Source organism: Frateuria sp. sgz306004, from assembly GCF_057750885.1.
The window spans coordinates 20,880-40,036 of record NZ_JBYLFE010000008.1 but is presented as its reverse complement, the minus strand read 5'-3'; the positions used below and the strand labels follow the sequence as shown (position 1 = coordinate 40,036).

Sequence of the window (19,157 nt, the reverse complement as noted above, 5' to 3'; positions counted from 1 at the left end):
CCATGGACGCCATCTATTCCTTCATGCGCGCGCGCCCTGTGGTTGGCCTGTCTGCCAGCGCCGCCGCCTTGCTGTTGAGCTTGTTCTGGCCGAGCGCATGGTTGTCGCCAGTGCTGATCGTGCTGGTCGCCGCCGCGTGGATCGTGGAAATGCGCCGCACGCCACCTGTGGTGGAGACGGTGATCGAAGAATCGCTGGCGCATCACGCCCCGGTGCGCGAGGCGCTCGAAGAGGTCCGCGGCTCCCTGGTCGATGAGTTGGGCCACGCCACGCGCGAACTGCACCAGGCACTGGATCTGCTGCGCGATGCGGTGTCCGAACTGGGCGGCGGCTTCGACGGCCTTTCGCGCAAGACCGGCATGCAACAGTCCCTGCTGCGCCAGATCATCGACGCACAGAACGAAGGTGTGTCCGTGCAGGACTTCGCCGCCCGCACCGGCGATTTGCTGGAGCACTTCGTGGATATGGTGGTGCAGATGTCGCGGGAAAGCCTGCGCATCGTCTATCGCATCGACGGCATGGCCAAGGAAATGGACGCCGTATTCGGCCTGCTGAAGAACGTGAACACCATTGCCGAGGAAACCAACCTGCTGGCGCTCAATGCGGCCATCGAGGCGGCGCGCGCGGGTGAGTCGGGCCGTGGTTTTGCCGTGGTGGCCGGCGAGATCCGCAACCTGGCCAGCCATTCGAACCAGTTCAACGAACAGATCGGCAGCCATGTGGAACGCGCCCGCACCGCCATGGAGCAGCTGCGTGGTCTGGTGGGCACCATGGCGTCACAGGACTTGAACGTGGCGCTGTCCGCCAAGGGCGGCATCGACGCCATGATGGCGCACGTGACCGAAAGCGATGCACGCACCAGCCAGGTCGCCGACCAGGTGGTGGAGATCAACCGTGGCCTGGGCAGCGATGTCGCCACCACGGTGCGCTCCCTGCAGTTCGAGGACATCCTCAGCCAGCTCATCAACCAGACGCGTCAGCGCTTGGTGGAACTGCAGGACGTGACCTCCGAGTGCACCCGCGATATCGAAGAGCTGGCCTGCAGCCCGATCGATGCCGAGTTGCTGGCGCAGCGTGCGGAGCGTGTGCGTAACCGCCTGGCGATCCAGCGCGAGAAGGCACGCATCCGTTCGCGCGGTCCGGCGCTGCAGAACTCGATGGATGCCGGCGAGATCGAACTCTTCTGAACCTGATGGCGGGGAGGCATTCGTGTCTCCCTGCCAGCTCAAGACCGGGACTGGCCCGGGCTTGGTTTCGACAGATCAGGCACCGGGTGCTTGATTTGCGAGCGGTCCCCCATGGATCGCCTTTGCCTTAGGAAATGCCGCCATGAGCCTCACTGTTCACCACGATTCCGAGCAAGACTGCCTGACCCTGCAGATGGGCGAGCGCTTCGATTTCAGCGTGCATCGCGATTTCCACGACGCCTGCCTTGGCGGCCGCGCCGCACGCAGCTACGTGATCGACCTGGGCGAAGTCACCAGCATGGATAGCTCCGCCCTGGGCATGCTGATGCTACTGCGCGAGCACGCGGGCTCCGACCGTGCCGACATCCGTATCGTCAACGCGGGTAGCAGCCTGCGTGGAACGCTGCGTGTGGCGGGCTTCGACAAGTTGTTCGTGCTGCACTGAGCCCGCCATCGCGGCGGGTGTACCAACGGCGCGCTGATCTCGCGCTATGCTCCCGATTCATCACCCCAGGGAACGGCCGCCAGGCCGGGGGGCAGGGAGAAGCACGATGAAGCGGATGGCATGGTGGTTGACTGCCGGTTTGGTCGCTGTGGGCGGCACGTTGGCGGTGGCGGCTTATCTGCAGTTGGCGCCCGCGCCCCTGCCGCCGCCCAATAGCAAGCAAGCCTTGCGGGCACCGCATGCGGTTCGCTTGGAGCCGCCACCGTTCGATGAAGCGGCATTTCGAGACTTCATGGACGCGGCTCGCAAGGCCGAAGCCATCGAGGACCCCCTGCAGCGTTGCCTGGCGTATCCCGAGCCGCCAGGCGTGCATTGGTCCAAGGCGACTACATCCGCCTACTGCCATTACCTGCTCGACCCGGTGATCACACTGGCGCAGGCGCGTGCATGGATCGAGCAAGGGCACATCGCCGAGCTGGAAGCACAGCTGGCGAGGGCCAAGCAGGCGCAGCTCGCGCGCAGCGGAACGCCCGGGCTGTTCGATGCCACCTATAACCATATATTTCGCGACGCATCTGCCGATACGCGCGCTCTGATCGATGCCTGGAAGCGCCAGGCGCCCGATAGCCCTTACGCCTTGGCTGCCAGTGGCGTGGCCTATGTGGCCATGGCTCAGCGCCAACGTGGCAGTGCTTATGCCTCTCAGACATCGCAAAGCGCGTTCGATGCCATGCATCGCCTGCTGGAACAGGGCCGTACCGATCTTGATCGCGCCGTGGCACTCGACCCACAGATGACGCCGGCTTATGGCGGCATGGTGTATGCGGCCACGTTGGACAGCGATGACGCGTATGCCGATCAAGCCGCAAAGGGAGCGTTGGCGGCAGACCCTGCCAACTTCCCGGTGTACATTCGCCTGGTTTGGGGTAGTGAACCCCGGTGGGGCGGCAGCGTAGCGCAGATGCGACAGGTGATCGACGACGCGCAGAAGCACGCTGCGCTGAACCCCCTGTTGCGTTTACTGCTGTCCGAGCGAACCGGTGGCGAAGACAGTGTGGAGAAATGCCGTTGCGACGAGCAGGGCGAGTTCCGGCTCTACCGCGAATTGTTCGACGAAGCCGCTCCCCTCAACATGCTGATAAGTGCTGGCTGGGCTGCGGCCAATCGCAACAACATCCAGCTGTCGGTGATCTATCGCTCCGAGCTGCTGCGTTTTGATCCCAGTCAGATCGATCACCGTCAGAGCCGTGCCTTCGGCCTGATCCAACTGGGGCACCCCGAGTGGGGGCTGGCGGAAGGCGAGGCGCTGGTGAAGTTGGCGCCGCAAGACGAAACCTCATACGACGTGCGCGGACAGGCACGTCGCGCGCTGGGTCAGCCTGGCGCCGCCGCCGCGGATTTCGAGCAGGCATTGCGGCTCAATCCCGCCGATGCCTGGACGCTGGCCGCCGTGGGCGACATCTACCTTAACGAGACGCATGAGTGGGACAAGGGCTGGGATGTCGCCAATCGATTGTTGCAGCTGAATCCGGATGACCCGCAGGGTTGGTTCCTGCGCGCCAACATTCAGAAGGCCCAGCCGCGCGATGGCCTGGAGCAGACCATCGCTGACTTCAAGGCACGTTTTGGAGAGGACCCACGCAAGGAGTGGCTAGTGGCGCAGATGCAGGCGCTGAATAAGCCATCGCCGCGATAGCGCCAGCAGTCAACAGCGCGAATTCCCTGCCTCCGCAAACTGAAAGCCATCAGGCTCCGCCGTACTTACGCCGTTGCGCCCCTCGAACTTGGTACGATACATGGCTTCGTCTGCCTGGCGCACCAGTTGCTCGAAGCGGATGCCCGGGCGTGAGGTGGCTACGCCAATGCTGGCGGTCACGGGTATGGCGTGGTGGTCGATACGCGCATGCGAGTGTGCGAGGGCGTGACGCAGGCGCTCGGCGATGGCGAGGGCTTGTTCCAGCGTGGCGCCGGGCAGGGCCACCACGAACTCCTCGCCACCGTAGCGGCTGGCCAGGTGGCCCGGCCAACGAAGCTGCTCGCGCAGCACCGCACTGACGTGTCTCAGTACGGCGTCGCCCGCGTCGTGACCCCAGCTGTCGTTGATCTGCTTGAAGTAGTCCAGGTCAAAGATGATCAGCGAGAACGGCTGGCCGCGTTGCACCGAGCGCTCCAGGCTGGCGCGGCCTTCCGCCACGATGGCGCTGCGATTGAACAGGCCGGTGAGGCCATCGGTGTGAGCGGCGCGGCGCAGATCCACCATCAGCCGCTCGGTAATGAGCTGCAATAGCGCAAAGTAGGTGGCCAGCCCGGCAATGATGCCCACGATATAGGTGGCCGCCACCGGGGTGCCGGCGCGCATGATGTCCTGGCCGGCTACCGGGTCGATAGGTATGAATACTCTGGCGAGGTAGAACGCCGCATTCATCAACATCACCACCGCGGCGATCCGGCAGCTGGTGCGTATGGAGGGCTCGTTGTAGCGCAGCAGCAGGTAGGCATAGGCGAAGTTGAAGCCGAACGCTTGCAGGCTACCGACGATCAGCCGCATGCCCAGGTTGGGTTCGATATAGGCGAACCAGGCCAGGCAGCCGAGGTACGCGATGATGAAGCAGCCAGGCCAACGCCAGCGAAAGGGCACATCCAGGTGTCTGGCGATGCCCTTGAGGGTAAGCACATTGGCCGTAACCAGCAGGCCGTTGCCGAGCACGATCGAGAAAAGGTCGGGAATGGTGTTGCGCAGGCCTATCAGCAGCACGCCGCCCATGGCGACCCACATGCTCGCCACCCATATGCGCAGCACCTCTTGGTTGTGCAGCACACGAATCAGGGCTGTAAACCCGAGCGTGGCGGAGATGCCCATCAGCAGGCTGACAAAGGTCAGGGTCGGTATGTCGAGATGCATCGCTCTCCCTCACGCCGCTACGCTCCTTGTGCAAGGGAGCGTGGTGGGCCTTGGCCGAGGCCCGCGGATCGGCGTCTCCGCCGTCGTTCGCCACTTTATCGGCAGCACGCCTAAAACTTGAACTGTGTCACAAAATCCGGGGCAGCCCAAAAAAAAGAGGCCCCGGGAGGGGCCTCGAAGATCAAGCAATGCGGAAACGCTGGGGTCTTACCAGGTGCGCACGTCGGCCACGCCGACGGTGTAGGACTGCATTTCGGGGTCAAAGCGGAACAGGCGGCCCAGGTCGAAATCCACCGACTGGCCCGGTCCGATGTTGGTGGTACCGGCCGGCCAGCCCTTCTTGGACTGCAGCACCTTGCCGCTGCCGTCCTTCGCGTCGATGGAGATCTGCGCGGCGGCGGGCTGGGCGCAATGGTTGACCAACTGGCCGCTCAGGCTCAGGCGGGCGCCCATGCCGGAGCCGACAACTTTCATCTTGAAGCCTTCCACGGCGAAATCGGTGGGCGCACATGCATGGGCGGCCAGCGGAGCGAACAGCAGCAGGGCAGAGGCAATCAGGGTCTTCATGGCGGGGTCCGTCAGTTCAAGTCGATAAAAGGGGTGCGACAAGAACGACATCGGCGGCGGCGCCGGATTCTTAAGTGTGGGGGCATGACTTGGGGCTAGCGCATGCGGCCCTTGGGGCCAGAGTGGCTGGCACCCGGCACGGCGTCATCACTCGGGAGGGCAAAGGCTTAGGCCCCCTCCCGGTTCCGCGGTCGGCGCGTACACCGCTTCCGTTGCGGGCCGGTCACCCATGGGTGACCGGAGCGCGGCAGTCAGCCCCGGGCGAGCAGATCGGTGTGTTCGATGAACCACAGGCCGGCGAACAGCTTGGGATCGATCGAGTAGCCTTCGGCGGCGCGTGCAAACAGCCATTGGCCGGCCTCCTTGCGCGGCACCTCGTGCACCACGATGTTCTCGCTTTCGTCGCCGCCGCCCGGGCCGACCTTGGTGAGCCCCCAGGCGCGTACGAAGGTGATCATCTCCGTGCTCATGCCCGACGAAGAGGGGCCCTCGTGCACGTATTGCAGGCGCTCGCAGCGGTAGCCGGTTTCCTCCTCCAGTTCGCGCCCGGCGGCCAGCAGCGCATCTTCGTCGCCATGGTCATGCAGGTCGCCTACCAGGCCGGCCGGCATCTCGATGGTGTTCTTGAGGATGGATACGCGGTACTGCTCCACGAACAGCACCTTGTCCTCCGGCGTGACGGCCAGAATGATCACCGCGCCGCCAGGGTTGTTGCGCTCGGCGTACTCCCAGCGCCCCCGCTTGCGCAGGCTCAGCCAGCGGCCGACGTAGAGGGTTTCTTCCGGTGCGTTGGCGTCGTCGGGGATGGCGCTGTGGGGATGATTCATGGCGTGAGCGGGGCGGTAGGAAAACGGCATGGTGCCCTGCCCATGTGTCAGTCACAACCGGTAGCGTCCATGCCTTGCGGCAGCGCTAGTCGGTTGTGCGCAGCTCCACCGGGCGCGGTCGCACGCGCACCGCCCAGGCCACGCCTGCCACCAGCAGGGCGACACCGGCCAGAGTGAGCGGGCCCGGTGCGTGGCCGCGCAGGGCAAAGGCATAGCCGAGCGCCGCCAGTGTCTCGAACACGATCAACTGTCCGGCCAGCGCCGTGGGCAGTCGCTGGCTGGCGGCGTTCCAGCACAAGGTGCCCAGCCATGAGGCGAACAGGCCGATGGCCGCCATCAAACCCACGAATCGCCAGGGCTGCGGGCCCAGCGGCATGAGGAACGAGCTGCCGCTGGCATGCAGGAACACCCACACGATGACATAGCCCGTGAGCGCGAGCGGCAGCGTCGCCAAGCCCTGAGCGGTTGCCCAGGTGCGCGGGTGTCGGTCCGGATGGCGGCGCAGCCAGTCGGCGTTGCGCAGCGGGTACCAGGTCCAGCAGGCCACCGCGCCGCAGGCGAGCAGGGCGCCGCGTGCGTAGCGCCATGGCGTGGCATCGCCGTCGAACACCAGCGCGTTCAACTCCGCGCGATTCACGCAGGCGATGCCCGCGCCGATCAGCAGCAACGAGGGCAATAGCCCGCGCCAGGGCAAGCGACCGTCGCGATGGGCGTCACGCAGGTTGGCGCTCACCGCGATCACCACCGGCAGCGTGCCGATGATCATGGTGGGCAGCGGTGCGCCGGCCAGTTGAATGGCGCTGGCCAGGCACAGGTAGTAGAGCAGGTTGCCAATGGCGGCGAGCTTGAGCGCTTCGATCCAGTCGGTTCGCGCGAGCTGACGCAGGGCGCGGCGATCGATCCACGCAAGGGGCAGTGCGATCAGCCCGAAGGCGAGATAGCGCCCTACGGATTGGAGTGCCGCCGGGTAGTCGGGCAGCAGCAGCGGGCTGACGAACACCAGCCCCCACATGAGGCCGGCCGCAAGCGCATAGAGAGTTCCTGTCCACATGGGTTGGAGCTTCTCCCATGGCGGGCGCGGCGTCTTGTACCAGATTGCGGTGAGGCATTCGCCGTGCCTCAGCGCTCAAGTTCCCGCTGGTAACGCACCGGCGTTATGCCATAGCGGCGCGCGAATGCCCGGGTGAGATGCGCCTGATCGGCCAAGCCCACCGCATTGGCGACCTGGGCGGCCGATTCGCCGCGCGTCAGCCGCCGCTTGGCCTCGGACAGGCGCAACGCCATCAGCATCTGTTGCGGTGTGGCGTGGTGCTGGGCGCGGAACTGGCGCAGGAAATGGAAGGGGCTCAGGCCCGCGACGTTGGCTAGTTCGTCGAGGGTCAAACGTTGTGAGAGATGAGCGTGCAGGTAATCCAGCACAGGCGCAAAGCGCGCCGCTCCCTCGCTGCGGGGCGATCGCGAGGTGTGCACGTGAGAGCGGAACAACGCCAGCAGTTCGAACAGCAGGCTGTCGAATGCCAACGGCTCGCGTGCTATCCACAAGGCATCGAGGGTCGCAGAGGCGCGGCGGGCCCGGGCAGCATCTTCGTGCACGGGGGCGGTGAACCACCAGGCGGGGTCGCCGGTGATGCGGGCCATGGCCGTCGGCTCGACGTACACCATGCGGTAGCGCCAGCCGCCTTCGGTCTCCGCGCGGCCGGTATGCAGCTCGTCCGGGTTCATCGTTACCAATGAATCCGGTGGCGCCAGATGTTCGGCGCCGCGATAGCGGAACCGTTCCACCCCAGCCTCGATGGCGCCCAGGCCAAAGCCATCGTGCGTGTGCGGCTCGAACGCATGGCGCACGATGTGTGCGCGATACAGCTCCACGCCCGGTCGATGCGCCGCCAGTCGAAACTGTGCGGCGTCATGGAGTGAGGAGAACGGGTCGGGCACGCCTTGCATGGGCTACATGCTAACGCCGGGCCGGCATCAACCGACGAGCGACTTCAGGCGCGTGCGCGTGAGCGGGCCAAAGCGCAGCCGCTCGCACAAGCTGTCCATGCTGGCCGTATCGCCGGCGAGGCGGCGCAAGGCTTCCGCTTCGGCGGCCACCGGCGCATCCAGCGCGATGCGGGTCAGGCGACGGTAGAGCCGCGCACTTTCTCCGTGCTCGCGTAGTTTTGCCGCACAACTGGCGGCACCACGCAGGCGCAGGAAGGGCACTTCCTCGATGCGATCGAGCAGATCATCGAGGTTTCCGAAATGCGCTAGCAGCGCCGCTGCCGTCTTGGCGCCAATGCCGGGCACGCCCGGGATGTTGTCCACCGCGTCGCCGCAAAGCGCCAGGTAATCGGCCACCTGGTGCGGATGCACGCCAAGTCGCTCCAGTACGCCCTCCGGCCCCCAGCGCGTATTGCGAGCGTAGTCCCACTGTTCGTCGTGCTCGCCCAGCAGTTGGCCAAAATCCTTGTCAGCCGACACGATGACGCTGCGGAAACCGTGAGCGCGCAGGCTCCACAGCGCGCTGCCGATCAGGTCGTCCGCTTCGTAGGTGTGGTCGATCAGTACCGGGATACCCAGCGCTTGCGTCACCTCGCGGCACAGCACGAACTGGTGCTCCAGGTCGGGCGGCGGCAGCTCGCGATTGGCCTTGTAGGGCGGATAGATGGCGTTGCGGAACGACGTGGTCAGCGAAGCATCAAAGGCGACCGCCAGGTGCTCGGGCTTGACCCGTTCCAGCAACTCGCACAGGAAACGGGTGAAGCCATGCACGGCGTTGACCGGGTGGCCATCGACATCGTGGAACTCGTCCGGCATGGAGTGCCAGGCGCGAAACACGTACAAGCTGCCATCGATCAAATGGACGGCTGGACGGCTCATGGCGCCCACTCGCTCACCAGGTCGTCCAGTGCGGGACGCTCGCGGTCGGGCACGTCGATCTGTGGCGTGCCGATATGCACAAAGCCGATCACGTGCTCGTGTTCGCGCAGTCCAAGCAGGGTGGCCACGTCACCATCGTAGGCCGCCCAGCCGGTGAGCCACTGCGCGCCAAAGCCAAGGGCCGTGCTGCCGAGCAGCAGGTTATAGGCCACGCAGCCGGCGCTCAGTTGCTGCTCGATCACCGGCACCTTGCTGTGCGGGTCCAGGCGCGCGACCACCACGACCACCAGTGGTGCAAAGTCGTAGCGCGTGCGGTCCTTCTCGCGCTTGGACTCGGGCATGTCCGGGTTCACTTTGAGCGAGAGTTCGGCGAGCTGCGCGCCGAAGCTGCGTTTGGCAGCGCCGCGCAACAGGATCAGTCGAAACGGCTCCAGCTTGCCGTGGTCGGGCACGCGAATGGCGGCCGTGAGCAAAGCCTCCAGGGCATCGCCCTGTGGCGCTGGCTCGCCCAACTGGCGCGACGGGGCGGAGTGGCGCTGCTGGAGCAGGGAAAGAGGATGGGACATGGGGATATCCGGGGAAAACAAAGGCGGCATGCTAACCCCGTGACAAGAGGCGCGTGAAGCGAAGCCGCTGGCTTGACTCAGCTCGCCAACCGAAATGAGCCCGGCAGCAGGGTCTGCACGGTGGTTTCCTGCACGGCACCGGCGAGATTGCCCAGCCATACCGGCATAGTGTCATCGCACAGCTCCGACATCACCTGGCGGCAGGCACCGCAGGGGCTGATCGGTGTGGCGGTGTCGCCGATCACGGCCAGGCCGGCGAAATCACCGGGTTTGCAGCCGGCCGCCACTGCCGTGAACAACGCGGTGCGTTCGGCACAGTTGCACAGGCCGTACGAGGCATTCTCGACATTGCAGCCAGTGAAATGGCGCCCATCGCGGGTGACCAGCGCGGCGCCAACCAGAAAGCGGGAATAGGGGGCATAAGCCATGTCGCGCGCCTGGCGCGCCATGTCCATCAGCTCATTGGGAACAACGACTACGGTCATCGGGATCTCCATGGCGGGACCCCCATCGTGGTGGCCGCCGGAGCGGCATCCGTACCGGTGGCGGGCCAGTTAACTCCGTTGGGGCCCCCGACGCAAGTGGCCGGTGGTTTGCGGCTCGGCGCTTCGGCTAGGATGCGGGGACCTTTCCGCAGGGGATGCACGATGCCGATCACCGTGGCTGCATTGCGCGAAACCGCCGCTGGCGAACGCCGGGTGGCGATCACGCCGGAGGTGGCGAAGAAGCTCCAGGGCAAGGGGCTGCGTGTGTTGTTGCAGCATGGCGCGGGCGAGGCCGCCGGCTTTCCCGATGACAGCTACGCCGGCGTCGATTTCGCCGATGCCGACAGTGTGCTGGCGCAGGCCGACGTGCTCGCCTGCGTGCTACCCCCTCAAGACGATGGTTGGCCTCGCCTGCGCGAGGGTGTCGTGGTGGTAGGGCAATTGCGTCCCTATGGCGCAGCCGCACGCATCGTGGCGATGGGTAAGCGGCGACTCACCGCGTTTGCGCTAGAGCTGCTGCCGCGCACCACGCGTGCCCAAGCCATGGATGTACTCAGCTCGCAGGCGGCAGTGGCGGGCTATCGGGCCATGCTCATCGCGGCCGAGGCCGCACCCAAGTTTTTCCCCATGCTCACCACGGCGGCCGGCACCATTCGCCCTTCGCGTGTGTTGGTCATCGGTGCTGGCGTAGCCGGCTTGCAGGCCATCGCCACGGCGCGACGGCTGGGCGCGCAAACGGAAGGCTATGACGTGCGCCCGGAAACGCGCGAACAGGTGGAGTCGCTGGGCGCCAAATTTCTGGACTTGGGCGTGAGCGCTGCGGGCAGTGGCGGCTACGCGCGTGAGCTTTCCGCCGAAGAGCGCGCCGCGCAGCAACAAGCACTGGCGGACCATTTGAAGAACGTCGATGTGGTCGTCACCACCGCGGCCGTGCCGGGCCGCCCTTCGCCCAAGATTCTCACCACCGCCATGGTGTCAGGCATGAAGCCGGGTGCCCTAGTGGTGGACCTGGCCGCCGAAGGTGGTGGCAATTGCGAGTTGACCCGTCCCGGCGAGCGGGTGGAGCAGGGCGGTGTGGTGATTCTCGGGCCGCTCAACCTGCCTGCCGGCGCACCGCTGCACGCGTCGGAAATGTATGCGCGCAACGTCTATAACTTCCTCGAACTGATGGTGCACGACGGTGGGCTCGCGCCGGATTTCAACGACGAGCTGATCGCCAAGAGCTGCGTCACGCGCAACGGCGAGCCGCACTTTCAGGGCTGATGTGTCGCGGCTGGACGTTACCCAAGAAAAACCCCGCCTAGGCGGGGTTTTTTCAATGCTTCGGCGGCGGGCCGTGCGGACCCGGGCCGTGCGGACCACCGGGGAACGGCGGCGGCTTGTGCATTTCCTGGCGCCATTGGCGCATCAACTGTTGGCGTTGGTCTGGCGGCAGCTGCTGAAAATGCTGGAAGGCCGCATGCAGGCGTTCGCGCTCATCCGGCGGCAACTCGCGGAACCGGCGGCTGTTCTCGCTGGCCTGCTCGCGTTGCTCCGGCGTCATCTTTTGCCACTGATCGATGCGCTGACGGATCGCATCGCGCTGTTCAGGCGGCAGCGATTTCCACTGTTGCGCACGTTGCAACATGCGGGCCTGGCGCTCCGGCGGAAACGAATTCCACTTGTCGGCCAGCGGGCGCAGCATGTCCTGGTCGCTGGGAGAAAGGCTGCTCCACGGACGCGGCGGCGGCGGTGGACCTCCCGCGGGCGTGCCAGGCGGCACGCCCATGGGCGGTGGCGGCGGCAGGTTCTGCGCCAGCGCGGTCGAGGCGGCGCCGCACAGCACGACGACCCACAGCAGCGCAGCGAAAAGACGAGATCGACGCATTATCAACGGCTCGCCTGGCTATCGCCGTTCTTGGCCAACCAGCCATAGAAGTCGAGGTTTTGGTAAAGCGCCGGGTCGGCGGCGGCCGCGTCGGGCGGCAGCTCGCTCTCGGCATCGGTGGCGATGACGGACGTACCCGCGGCGCCGGCTCCCGCCGGGCCCTCCACCGGCGCCGAGAACATCAGCGCGGCAAAGGCGATGGCTGCAAAGGCGCCGGCCGGCAGCAACAATTGCAGCAGGCGATGCGCCAGCGAAGAACCCTCGGCGCCGGACAGCGCCGCACGGCGGGCCGCTTGCAGCCTGGCCGCGGTGGCCGGGTCGAGTTGGTGCGCAGCCTCGCGATAGAGTTCGCGGGCGCGGCGTTCCAGTAGGTTGTCAGGCGCGTTCATCGCCATTCCTCCAGTAGTTCGCGCAGGCGTTGCAATGCGCGCGAAAGATGTGTTTTTACGCTGCCTTCCGAACAGCCCATGGCCTGCGCGGTTTCCGCCACGTCCAGGCCTTCCAGCACTCGCAACATGAAGGCTTCGCGCTGGCGCTGGGGCAGCTGTTTCACGGCCGCTGCCATGTCCGCATACGACTGGGAGTCGTGCAGCCGCTCCAGCGGCCCCGGCCCGGTGTCTGCCGGATCCCAGGCGGGCAGGTCGTCACCTTCATCGTCCTTGCCGCCCAGCCAGCTCACCATGATCGAGCGCACCTTGCGGCGGCGCTGCAGATCCACGATGCGGCGGCGAAGGATGCCCCAGAACAGCGGGGTCCACTCCTGTGGCGGTTTGTCGCCGTAATGCTTGACCAAGCGCAGCATGGCGTCCTGCACGGCGTCCAGGGCGTCCTCCCGATGACCCAGGTTCAGCTCGGCCATGCGAAAGGCGCGACGCTCCACCTGCGCCAGAAACGCATCCATCGAGGCCGGTACTGCGCGGCTATCTTCGGTCAGCAGGTCGGCATCAAGGGCGGAGACAACGCTGCTCATGGCGTCGTCATCCAGTTCACCGGACAGGGCATCCTGTGACTCCATCGGTTCGTCCTTGTGCATCAACGCTCAAGGCTCGCGCAGGTTGACCCGCGCCCGTATGATGCGGAAACAACGATGTCCGGGCAGGGAGGGGTCATGATCGACGGGTTCCTGGCGCTTTACATCTTCATGCTGGCCGCTTTCACGGGGTACGAGATCATCGCGCGGGTGCCGGTGATTCTCCACACGCCGTTGATGTCGGGTTCCAACTTTATTCACGGCATTGTGCTGGTTGGCGCCATGATCGCGCTAGGGCACGCCCAAACCACATTCGAGCTGGTGATCGGCTTTCTCGGCGTGCTGCTGGGGGCCGGCAACGCCGCCGGCGGTTATGTGGTGACTGAACGCATGCTGGAGATGTTCAAGTCCAGCAAGCCTGCCGCAAGCAAGGAGAGCCACTGATGGCCTGGCTGCCGGTGGTGATCAAGGCCTGTTATTTCCTTGCTGCTCTGCTGTTCATCCTCGGTCTCAAGCGCATGAGCTCGCCGCGCACGGCGCGGGGCGGCATCGTGTGGGCCGGCGTGGGCATGCTGGTGGCGGTGCTGGCGACGTTCGCCCTGCCGGACATGCACAACCGGGGGCTGATCCTGGCGGCCGTGCTGATCGGCGTCACGGCGGCCTGGTGGTCCGGGCGGCGGGTGGCGATGACCGCCATGCCCCAAATGGTGGCCCTCTACAACGGCATGGGCGGCGGCGCGGCGGCGGCCATTGGCGCTGCGGAGCTGTTCAGCTATGCCAGCAGCACCGTCACCTTGCTGGACGGCGACCAGTTCACCGCCAGCGGCGCGGCCACGCCGGGCACGGCCCAACTGGCCCTGGCGGTGCTTGGCGCGCTGATCGGCTCGGTGAGCTTCTCCGGCTCGCTCATCGCCTTCGCCAAGTTGCAGGGCTGGCTGGACAAGCGCTTCGTGTTCCCCGGTCAGCGGGTGGTGAACCTGCTGGTGCTGGCTGGCGCGGTGGTGCTGGGCGGGATGATCGCGGCGGGGCAGCTCAGCATGCCGCTCATCGTGTGCTTCTTCGTGCTGGCCCTGCTGTTCGGCTTGATGATGACCCTGCCCATCGGCGGCGCCGACATGCCGGTGGTGATCTCCCTCTACAACGCCTTCACCGGCCTGGCCGTGGCGTTCGAGGGCTTTGTATTGCAGAACGAAGCCATGATTATCGCGGGCACTGTCGTGGGTGCGGCAGGCACACTCCTGACCCAGTTGATGGCCAAGGCGATGAACCGCTCCATCGGCAACGTGCTGTTCGGCAGCTTTGGCGCGGCGGCAGGTGCCGAGGCGCAGGCCATCGGCGGTAGCCAGAAACCGATCGAGGCCAGCGACGCAGCAGTGATGATGGCCTATGCCGAGCGCGTGGTGATCGTGCCGGGCTACGGCATGGCCGTGGCCCAGGCGCAGCACAAGGTATGGGAATTCGCCAAGCTGCTGATCGAGCGCGGGGTGAAGGTGAAGTTCGCCATCCATCCCGTGGCCGGCCGCATGCCCGGCCACATGAACGTGCTGCTGGCGGAAGCGGGCGTGCCCTACGACCTGATCGCGGACATGGAAGACATCAACCCCGAGTTCCCCAACACCGACGTAGCGCTGGTAATCGGTGCCAACGACGTGGTGAACCCGCTGGCCAAGACCGATCCATCGTCGCCCATCTACGGCATGCCCATTTTGGACGTGGCGGCGGCCAAGCAGGTGATCGTGGTCAAGCGCGGCAAGGGCACGGGCTTTGCGGGCATCGAGAACGCGCTGTTCTATGCCGACAACGCGCGCATGCTCTACGGCGACGGACAAGCCGCCGCGAGCCAGTTGGTTACCGAGTTGAAAACGCTGGACGGCTAGCGCCCACGCGTGGAGACCTCGGCATGCACCGAGGTCTCGCCTCACATTCGCAAACACCGCTGTTATTGAGGGCTGCGTTTTAGGGAAGCTCTGATTTTGATCGTCATCCCAGCGAATGCTGGGATCCAGTGCCTGTCATTCTCTGTATGTAAAGGCACTGGAAGACCAGCCCTTCGGCTGTTGAAAGGCACCGCCTGCTCTTGCCCCCTTCTTGGGGGCCGCAGGAATGACGGACAAGAAGTCGATTAATCAGACCTTCCTTAGATCTCGCCGCGAATCATGCGCAGATACAGCGCCTCAAGGTCGCGGCAAAAGCGTTGCGGTTGAAACAGGGGCGATGCGGCGCTGTTCGATTGCAGCCTGTCGCGCAGCGCACCCAGTGCGGCCGGGTCGCGCGCCAGTTCAATCGCACGCTGTCGGTACTGTGTCCGATCCGCCGTGATGAGTTCCGGCAGGCCAAGCGTCATCAGCAGGCTACCCGCCATGCGGCTCACGAAAGTCGCGCCGCTGAAGGTAAGCAGCGGCACACCGGCGCCCAGCGTATCGCTGGCGGTGGTGCCCGAGTTGTAGGGGTGGGTATCCAGGGCGAGATCCGCCAACGCGATCCGCGCCCGATGCTCCGCCAGCGGCTTGCGGTCGCAGAACACGATGTGCGCGGGGTCGACACCACGTCGACGCGCCTCTTCCTTGAGGCGACCCTTGCCGTCCGGGTCGCTCGGTGCAACGAGCCAGAGCACCGAGTGGGGCACCGCAAGCAGGATTTGGCACCAGTCGTCCCACAGCGGCGGATTGAGCTTGATGTCTTGGTTGAAACTGCAAAAGACAAACGCACGGTCGGGCAGATTTTCGCGGGCACGATCGGTACTCAACGGGCCGCGCGAATCCAAAGCGGGGTTGGGCTGAAAGCACAACGGCATGCGGGCGATACGCTCGCTGAAATGCGACTCCAACTCGGGCGGAATGGCATGGCTGTCCGCAATCACATAGTCGGCCAGGCGTGCCTCGCCAAGCGAGCCGATGTAGCCAATCCAGGAGGCGATGATGCGTGCCGGACGCATGGCGGCAATGCCCGGACGCGTCAGCGTCGTATAGCCGGCAAGGTCCACCAGCACGTCGATGCGATCCGCGGCAATGCGTTGGGCTGCTTCGGTGTCGTCGAGCGATTCCAGCGGCACGAAATGATCGGCCGCCTCTTCCAGGCGCTTGCGCTCGGGGCTGCCGTCGTTCGGCCCATAGCTGTACAGCGTGACCTCGACGTCGTCGCCATGCGCTTCGATGACTTCGGTCACCAGGTGTGCCACCGGGTGATTGCGAAAATCCGGAGACAGGTAACCAATGCGCATCGGGCGCCCTTCCATCGGCTCCATCGCATCGGTGGGCACCAAGGGAGGCGCCACCAATTGAACACCCCAACACTTACGGGCAAAGGCCTGCGCGACTTCTCGTTGAACCTGCCCGGTGATGCCCGGCCAGCAAAGCAGCGGCAAGGGCGAGGTAGAGGCGTTGGGCCCCAGCGAGGCGATGAATCGGGCAAGGAGTTCGTCGAAATCCTCCCATTGGGCCATTTCATGGCGTAGCAAAAGCAGCTTGGCCAGCGCGTCCGGGTCCGTCGGCATCAAACCCAGGATGCGTTCGCGCCACAAGGCGGCGGAGCGAAAGTCCTTCTTGATTCTCGCGATCTGCGCCAGTCCCTTGAATGACTGGATGGAGGCTGGGTTTAGTTCCAGCGCTTTGTTGAAATGATCGGTCGCGGCGGCGTAGTCCTTCTTGCGCACCAGCGCCTCGGCCAGGTTGACATGCGCCAGGGTGTAACCCGGTGAATGAGCGATGGCCCGCCGATAGGCTTCGATGGCCGCGTGGTCCGCGTGACGCGCCAGCTCGATGTTGCCCAGGTTGTTCCAGGCGCGGCTGTGCGCAGGTGCAAGCTCGACGGTGCGCCGGTAGGCGCGCTCGGCTTCACCGAGCCGGCCTGCTTCGGCATAGGTCAGCGCGAGGTTGAACCAGCCGTCCTCGGTTTCCTGGATGGCGATGGATTTCTCAAGGCGCTGCGTCGCGCGTTGCAAATCTTTCTTCAAGTAATAGATAGCGCCCGCGAGGGTGAGTGCTTCGACGTGGCGAGGTTGTTTGGCCAGCACGCCTCGTTCGCATTGCGCCAAAGCACCATCGAGGTCGTTGCGGTTATAGCGGGCAAAAGCCTCGTTCAAGGCTTTGCTCACGCCCTGGCTGGCGGGCGCGCGAAACGGGCGCTTTGCGTTCATGTCTGGCGAGTTCCATCGACGCGGTCACGCGACACGGGTGCACGCATCCGCGACGTGACTCAGGAGTTGGGGCGCCGCGCCTGGTGCAACCAGAATGGCTCAAGGCGGGCGGTTGGCCTGTCCTCCTGCCGGGGCGCGGTAGGACAGGTCTTGAACGCGTGATGTTTCACCAAGCCGGCGTGCCGCTGTATCGGCGTAGTCTGAAATGTGCGGTTGGCGAGGCTCGCTATTCAGGCTCGGCCCTGTGGCGAGCGTGCCAGGGAGCGAGCGCCGTGAGCGGACGGCGCCAAGCGGGGCGTCAATGCCGGGGCGCGGGTCGCTTGGCTCGGGTCGCGGCGATAGCCGCCAGGCCGGCGCCGGCCGCATACCAGACGTAGTCGGCCGACAGGCTGCCGAGCTTGCTCAATTGCAGCAGCAGCCCGAGGCCTGCCGTGTGCAGTGCATCGACCAGGCCCAGGCCCATCAGGCCCGCAATGCGGGCGCCGGCGGTGAGCAGGTTCACGTAGACCGCCGCCACCAGCACCGCCAAACCGGCCAGCAGCGCGGCACCGACCACGGAAGGGCGTACCCATGCGCGTATGACCTTGCCCAGCGCCCAGCCGATGGGCAAGGCCAGCCACGGCAGCGGGCGCTGCAGGTAGAGGGTGGGCACCATCCACACCGCGCCCGCGGCAAGGCCCAGTGCGAGGGCGCTGATCAGGGCGAAAACCCAGGAAAAGACATGCCGTGCATTCATGACTGGCGAGGCGTGGGCAGGGTGAAAGGCACGGTAGATCCCAAACGTAAAACGGCCATGATAGCGCGGACGCCGACGCGCCCGATGTCGGCCCCTACCGCCTTGGCCCTTGAGTTTGGCCCATTCTGGCCTGATGTGAGCAGGCATGCCCGGCCGTCAGGCGGCATAATAGTGAGCTTGGCACGACCCCTTGTCGTGCTCTTCGATGAGATTTGGCATGAGTGGTTTCAGTCTTAGCAGTGAACCTTTCACCCTGGAGCGCGACTGCCAGGCCGTGATGGTGCCGCAGGGTGAGTCGGTGACGTTGCCCGCAGGGCAGATCGGCTACATCACCCAGGCGCTGGGTGGCAGCTTCACCGTGTATGTGGAAGGCAACCTGTTCCGAATCGCGGGCAACGACGCCGACGCCCTCGGCAAAGAGCCGCCGCCGCCGATCGAACTGCCCGCCGACGCCACCGACGCCGATGTCGAGGCCTTGGTGTGGCAGCAGTTGCGTACCGTGTTCGATCCGGAGATCCCGGTGAACGTGGTGGAGCTGGGCCTGGTCTACGACGTGAGCCTGGAAAACACGGCCGCCGACCAGCGCAAGGTCTACGTGAAGATGACGCTGACCGCGCCCGGCTGCGGCATGGGCGACATCCTGGTGGACGACGTGCGCACCAAGCTGGAGCTGATTCCCACCGTCCACGAGGCGGATGTGGACCTCGTGTTCGACCCGCCGTGGAACCACTCCATGATGTCCGAGCTGGCCAAGCTCGAAACGGGCATGCTCTAACCCGCTGCGCCCGGCAAAGCCGGGCGCCGACTTGATCCATATCAACGTGCGCATGCCAGGGGCAACGCAGACTTTCGCGTCCTGTCCGCCCCTGGAGCCTTGGCATGTTTCCCGAGTTTCGCGACCTGATCACCGACCTCAAAGGCCGGGATCCGCACTTCTCCCGCCTGTTCCACCGCCACAACACGCTCGACCAGGCGATCAAGAACATGGAGTCGGGTGTGGTGGCCGCCGATGACATGGCGATCGAGCAGCTCAAGAAAGAAAAGCTGCTGCTCAAGGATCAGCTCTACGCCATCCTGCGCCGCGTCGAACCTCGCTGAACCGCTCCAAATCGACTGCCCCGCGCGTCGGAAGAAGGCGCGAGGCGGTGCGCTGTCGTGGGCGTTGCCAGCCATGTTGACCGTGATGCGCCGATGCTCGATTGGCGCCGGGCGGCAATCTGCTCCGCGTGCGCCGATGCTTTGGGTTGATCTTTGGTAAGGCCGGTGAGCGTTTCTTTGCCGGACGACGCCTTGAAACGGGCGAAGATTGCCGAGGTTCAAATGACCAAGGATGGTCTGATTAGGCGACTTCTTGCTCGTCATTCCTGCGGACCCCAAGAAGGGGGCAAGAGCAGGAGGTGCCTTTCAACAGCCGAAGGGCTGGTCATCCAGTGCCTTTACGTTCAAGTGTTTACAGGCGCTGGACCCCAGCTTTCGCTGGGGTGACGATCAAAATCAAAGCATCCATAAGCGCTTCTTTGCGCCGACTAAGTGCCTTGCTGATGCGATAGCGCGCGGAATTCCCTCAGCGTCGAACGAAGAACATTTGGATAGGCCCTGGGCTTTCAC

21 protein-coding genes are annotated in these 19,157 nt (G+C 65.2%); 8 read left to right on the top strand and 13 right to left on the bottom strand.

What is annotated here, in order from left to right; genetic code table 11:
- The first annotated feature begins 2 nt into the window (after positions 1–2).
- The 3 genes from AC3G2C_RS16795 (at position 3) to AC3G2C_RS16785 (ending at position 3,328) form a co-directional block, all read left to right on the top strand.
- A complete protein-coding gene (locus AC3G2C_RS16795; RefSeq protein WP_488385786.1) occupies positions 3–1,187 on the top strand; it encodes a methyl-accepting chemotaxis protein in 1,185 nt (394 codons plus the stop codon).
- A 142-nt stretch (positions 1,188–1,329) separates the two neighbouring features.
- The gene (locus AC3G2C_RS16790; RefSeq protein WP_488385785.1) at positions 1,330–1,632 is read left to right on the top strand and encodes an STAS domain-containing protein; all 303 of its coding nucleotides are present in this window, start codon (positions 1,330–1,332) and stop codon (positions 1,630–1,632) included.
- A 106-nt stretch (positions 1,633–1,738) separates the two neighbouring features.
- The gene (locus AC3G2C_RS16785; protein ID WP_488385784.1) at positions 1,739–3,328 is read left to right on the top strand and encodes a tetratricopeptide repeat protein; all 1,590 of its coding nucleotides are present in this window, start codon (positions 1,739–1,741) and stop codon (positions 3,326–3,328) included.
- Positions 3,329–3,337: 9 nt separating this feature from the next.
- Here the strand turns inward: AC3G2C_RS16785 and AC3G2C_RS16780 are convergent, their stop codons facing one another.
- From AC3G2C_RS16780 to AC3G2C_RS16745, 8 genes are all read right to left on the bottom strand, one after another.
- On the bottom strand, positions 3,338–4,534 hold the full coding sequence (locus tag AC3G2C_RS16780; protein WP_488385783.1) for a GGDEF domain-containing protein: 1,197 nt from the start codon (positions 4,532–4,534) through the stop codon (positions 3,338–3,340).
- A 207-nt stretch (positions 4,535–4,741) separates the two neighbouring features.
- Positions 4,742–5,101, bottom strand: coding sequence for a hypothetical protein (locus AC3G2C_RS16775; RefSeq protein WP_488385782.1), 360 nt, complete (start codon positions 5,099–5,101; stop codon positions 4,742–4,744).
- Positions 5,102–5,352: 251 nt separating this feature from the next.
- Positions 5,353–5,928, bottom strand: a complete 576-nt coding sequence (locus AC3G2C_RS16770; protein WP_488385925.1) for an NUDIX hydrolase — start codon at positions 5,926–5,928, stop codon at positions 5,353–5,355.
- Between the two features lie 85 nt (positions 5,929–6,013).
- Positions 6,014–6,979 (bottom strand): DMT family transporter, encoded by a 966-nt coding sequence (locus AC3G2C_RS16765; protein ID WP_488385781.1) that lies wholly within the window; start codon positions 6,977–6,979, stop codon positions 6,014–6,016.
- Between the two features lie 68 nt (positions 6,980–7,047).
- On the bottom strand, positions 7,048–7,872 hold the full coding sequence (locus AC3G2C_RS16760; protein ID WP_488385780.1) for an AraC family ligand binding domain-containing protein: 825 nt from the start codon (positions 7,870–7,872) through the stop codon (positions 7,048–7,050).
- 27 nt (positions 7,873–7,899) lie between these two features.
- Complete coding sequence (locus tag AC3G2C_RS16755) at positions 7,900–8,790, bottom strand: 5'-3' exonuclease (protein WP_488385779.1); 891 nt, start codon at positions 8,788–8,790, stop codon at positions 7,900–7,902.
- Entirely contained in the window at positions 8,787–9,356 is a 570-nt protein-coding gene (locus tag AC3G2C_RS16750) for a nitroreductase family protein (protein ID WP_488385778.1), read from the bottom strand. The genes AC3G2C_RS16755 and AC3G2C_RS16750 overlap by 4 nt, the downstream gene beginning before the upstream one ends.
- A 77-nt stretch (positions 9,357–9,433) precedes the next feature.
- On the bottom strand, positions 9,434–9,841 hold the full coding sequence (locus AC3G2C_RS16745) for a cytidine deaminase (RefSeq protein ID WP_488385777.1): 408 nt from the start codon (positions 9,839–9,841) through the stop codon (positions 9,434–9,436).
- A 162-nt stretch (positions 9,842–10,003) separates the two neighbouring features.
- Between AC3G2C_RS16745 and AC3G2C_RS16740 the strand changes: the two genes are divergently transcribed.
- Positions 10,004–11,104 (top strand): NAD(P) transhydrogenase subunit alpha, encoded by a 1,101-nt coding sequence (locus tag AC3G2C_RS16740; RefSeq protein WP_488385776.1) that lies wholly within the window; start codon positions 10,004–10,006, stop codon positions 11,102–11,104.
- 52 nt (positions 11,105–11,156) lie between these two features.
- Here AC3G2C_RS16740 and AC3G2C_RS16735 read toward each other — a convergent pair whose 3' ends face one another.
- The 3 genes from AC3G2C_RS16735 to AC3G2C_RS16725 are packed head-to-tail and all read right to left on the bottom strand — an operon-like array spanning position 11,157 to position 12,723.
- The gene (locus AC3G2C_RS16735) at positions 11,157–11,708 is read right to left on the bottom strand and encodes a DUF3106 domain-containing protein (protein ID WP_488385775.1); all 552 of its coding nucleotides are present in this window, start codon (positions 11,706–11,708) and stop codon (positions 11,157–11,159) included.
- Between the two features lie 2 nt (positions 11,709–11,710).
- Entirely contained in the window at positions 11,711–12,097 is a 387-nt protein-coding gene (locus AC3G2C_RS16730) for a hypothetical protein (RefSeq protein WP_488385774.1), read from the bottom strand.
- Positions 12,094–12,723: an RNA polymerase sigma factor gene (locus AC3G2C_RS16725; RefSeq protein WP_488385773.1), complete on the bottom strand. Its 630-nt coding sequence runs from the start codon at positions 12,721–12,723 to the stop codon at positions 12,094–12,096. Before AC3G2C_RS16725 ends, AC3G2C_RS16730 begins: the two co-directional genes overlap by 4 nt.
- 93 nt (positions 12,724–12,816) lie before the next feature.
- Between AC3G2C_RS16725 and AC3G2C_RS16720 the strand changes: the two genes are divergently transcribed.
- Together AC3G2C_RS16720 and AC3G2C_RS16715 are read left to right on the top strand one after the other, a co-directional pair.
- On the top strand, positions 12,817–13,122 hold the full coding sequence (locus tag AC3G2C_RS16720) for an NAD(P) transhydrogenase subunit alpha part 2 (protein WP_488385772.1): 306 nt from the start codon (positions 12,817–12,819) through the stop codon (positions 13,120–13,122).
- Positions 13,122–14,555: an NAD(P)(+) transhydrogenase (Re/Si-specific) subunit beta gene (locus AC3G2C_RS16715; protein ID WP_488385771.1), complete on the top strand. Its 1,434-nt coding sequence runs from the start codon at positions 13,122–13,124 to the stop codon at positions 14,553–14,555. Before AC3G2C_RS16720 ends, AC3G2C_RS16715 begins: the two co-directional genes overlap by 1 nt.
- A gap of 260 nt (positions 14,556–14,815) precedes the next feature.
- On the opposite strand, the gene AC3G2C_RS16710 is transcribed toward AC3G2C_RS16715, so the two are convergent.
- Together AC3G2C_RS16710 and AC3G2C_RS16705 are read right to left on the bottom strand one after the other, a co-directional pair.
- Positions 14,816–16,813 (bottom strand): O-linked N-acetylglucosamine transferase, SPINDLY family protein, encoded by a 1,998-nt coding sequence (locus tag AC3G2C_RS16710; protein ID WP_488385770.1) that lies wholly within the window; start codon positions 16,811–16,813, stop codon positions 14,816–14,818.
- Positions 16,814–17,111: 298 nt separating this feature from the next.
- Positions 17,112–17,549, bottom strand: coding sequence for a hypothetical protein (locus AC3G2C_RS16705; RefSeq protein WP_488385769.1), 438 nt, complete (start codon positions 17,547–17,549; stop codon positions 17,112–17,114).
- Positions 17,550–17,766: 217 nt separating this feature from the next.
- Here AC3G2C_RS16705 and sufT point away from each other — a divergent pair, with 217 nt between their 5' ends.
- Positions 17,767–18,324 (top strand): putative Fe-S cluster assembly protein SufT, encoded by a 558-nt coding sequence (gene sufT, locus AC3G2C_RS16700; protein WP_488385768.1) that lies wholly within the window; start codon positions 17,767–17,769, stop codon positions 18,322–18,324.
- A 104-nt stretch (positions 18,325–18,428) separates the two neighbouring features.
- Complete coding sequence (locus AC3G2C_RS16695; RefSeq protein ID WP_488385767.1) at positions 18,429–18,647, top strand: HP1242/YdcH family protein; 219 nt, start codon at positions 18,429–18,431, stop codon at positions 18,645–18,647.
- Positions 18,648–19,157 lie beyond the last annotated feature (510 nt).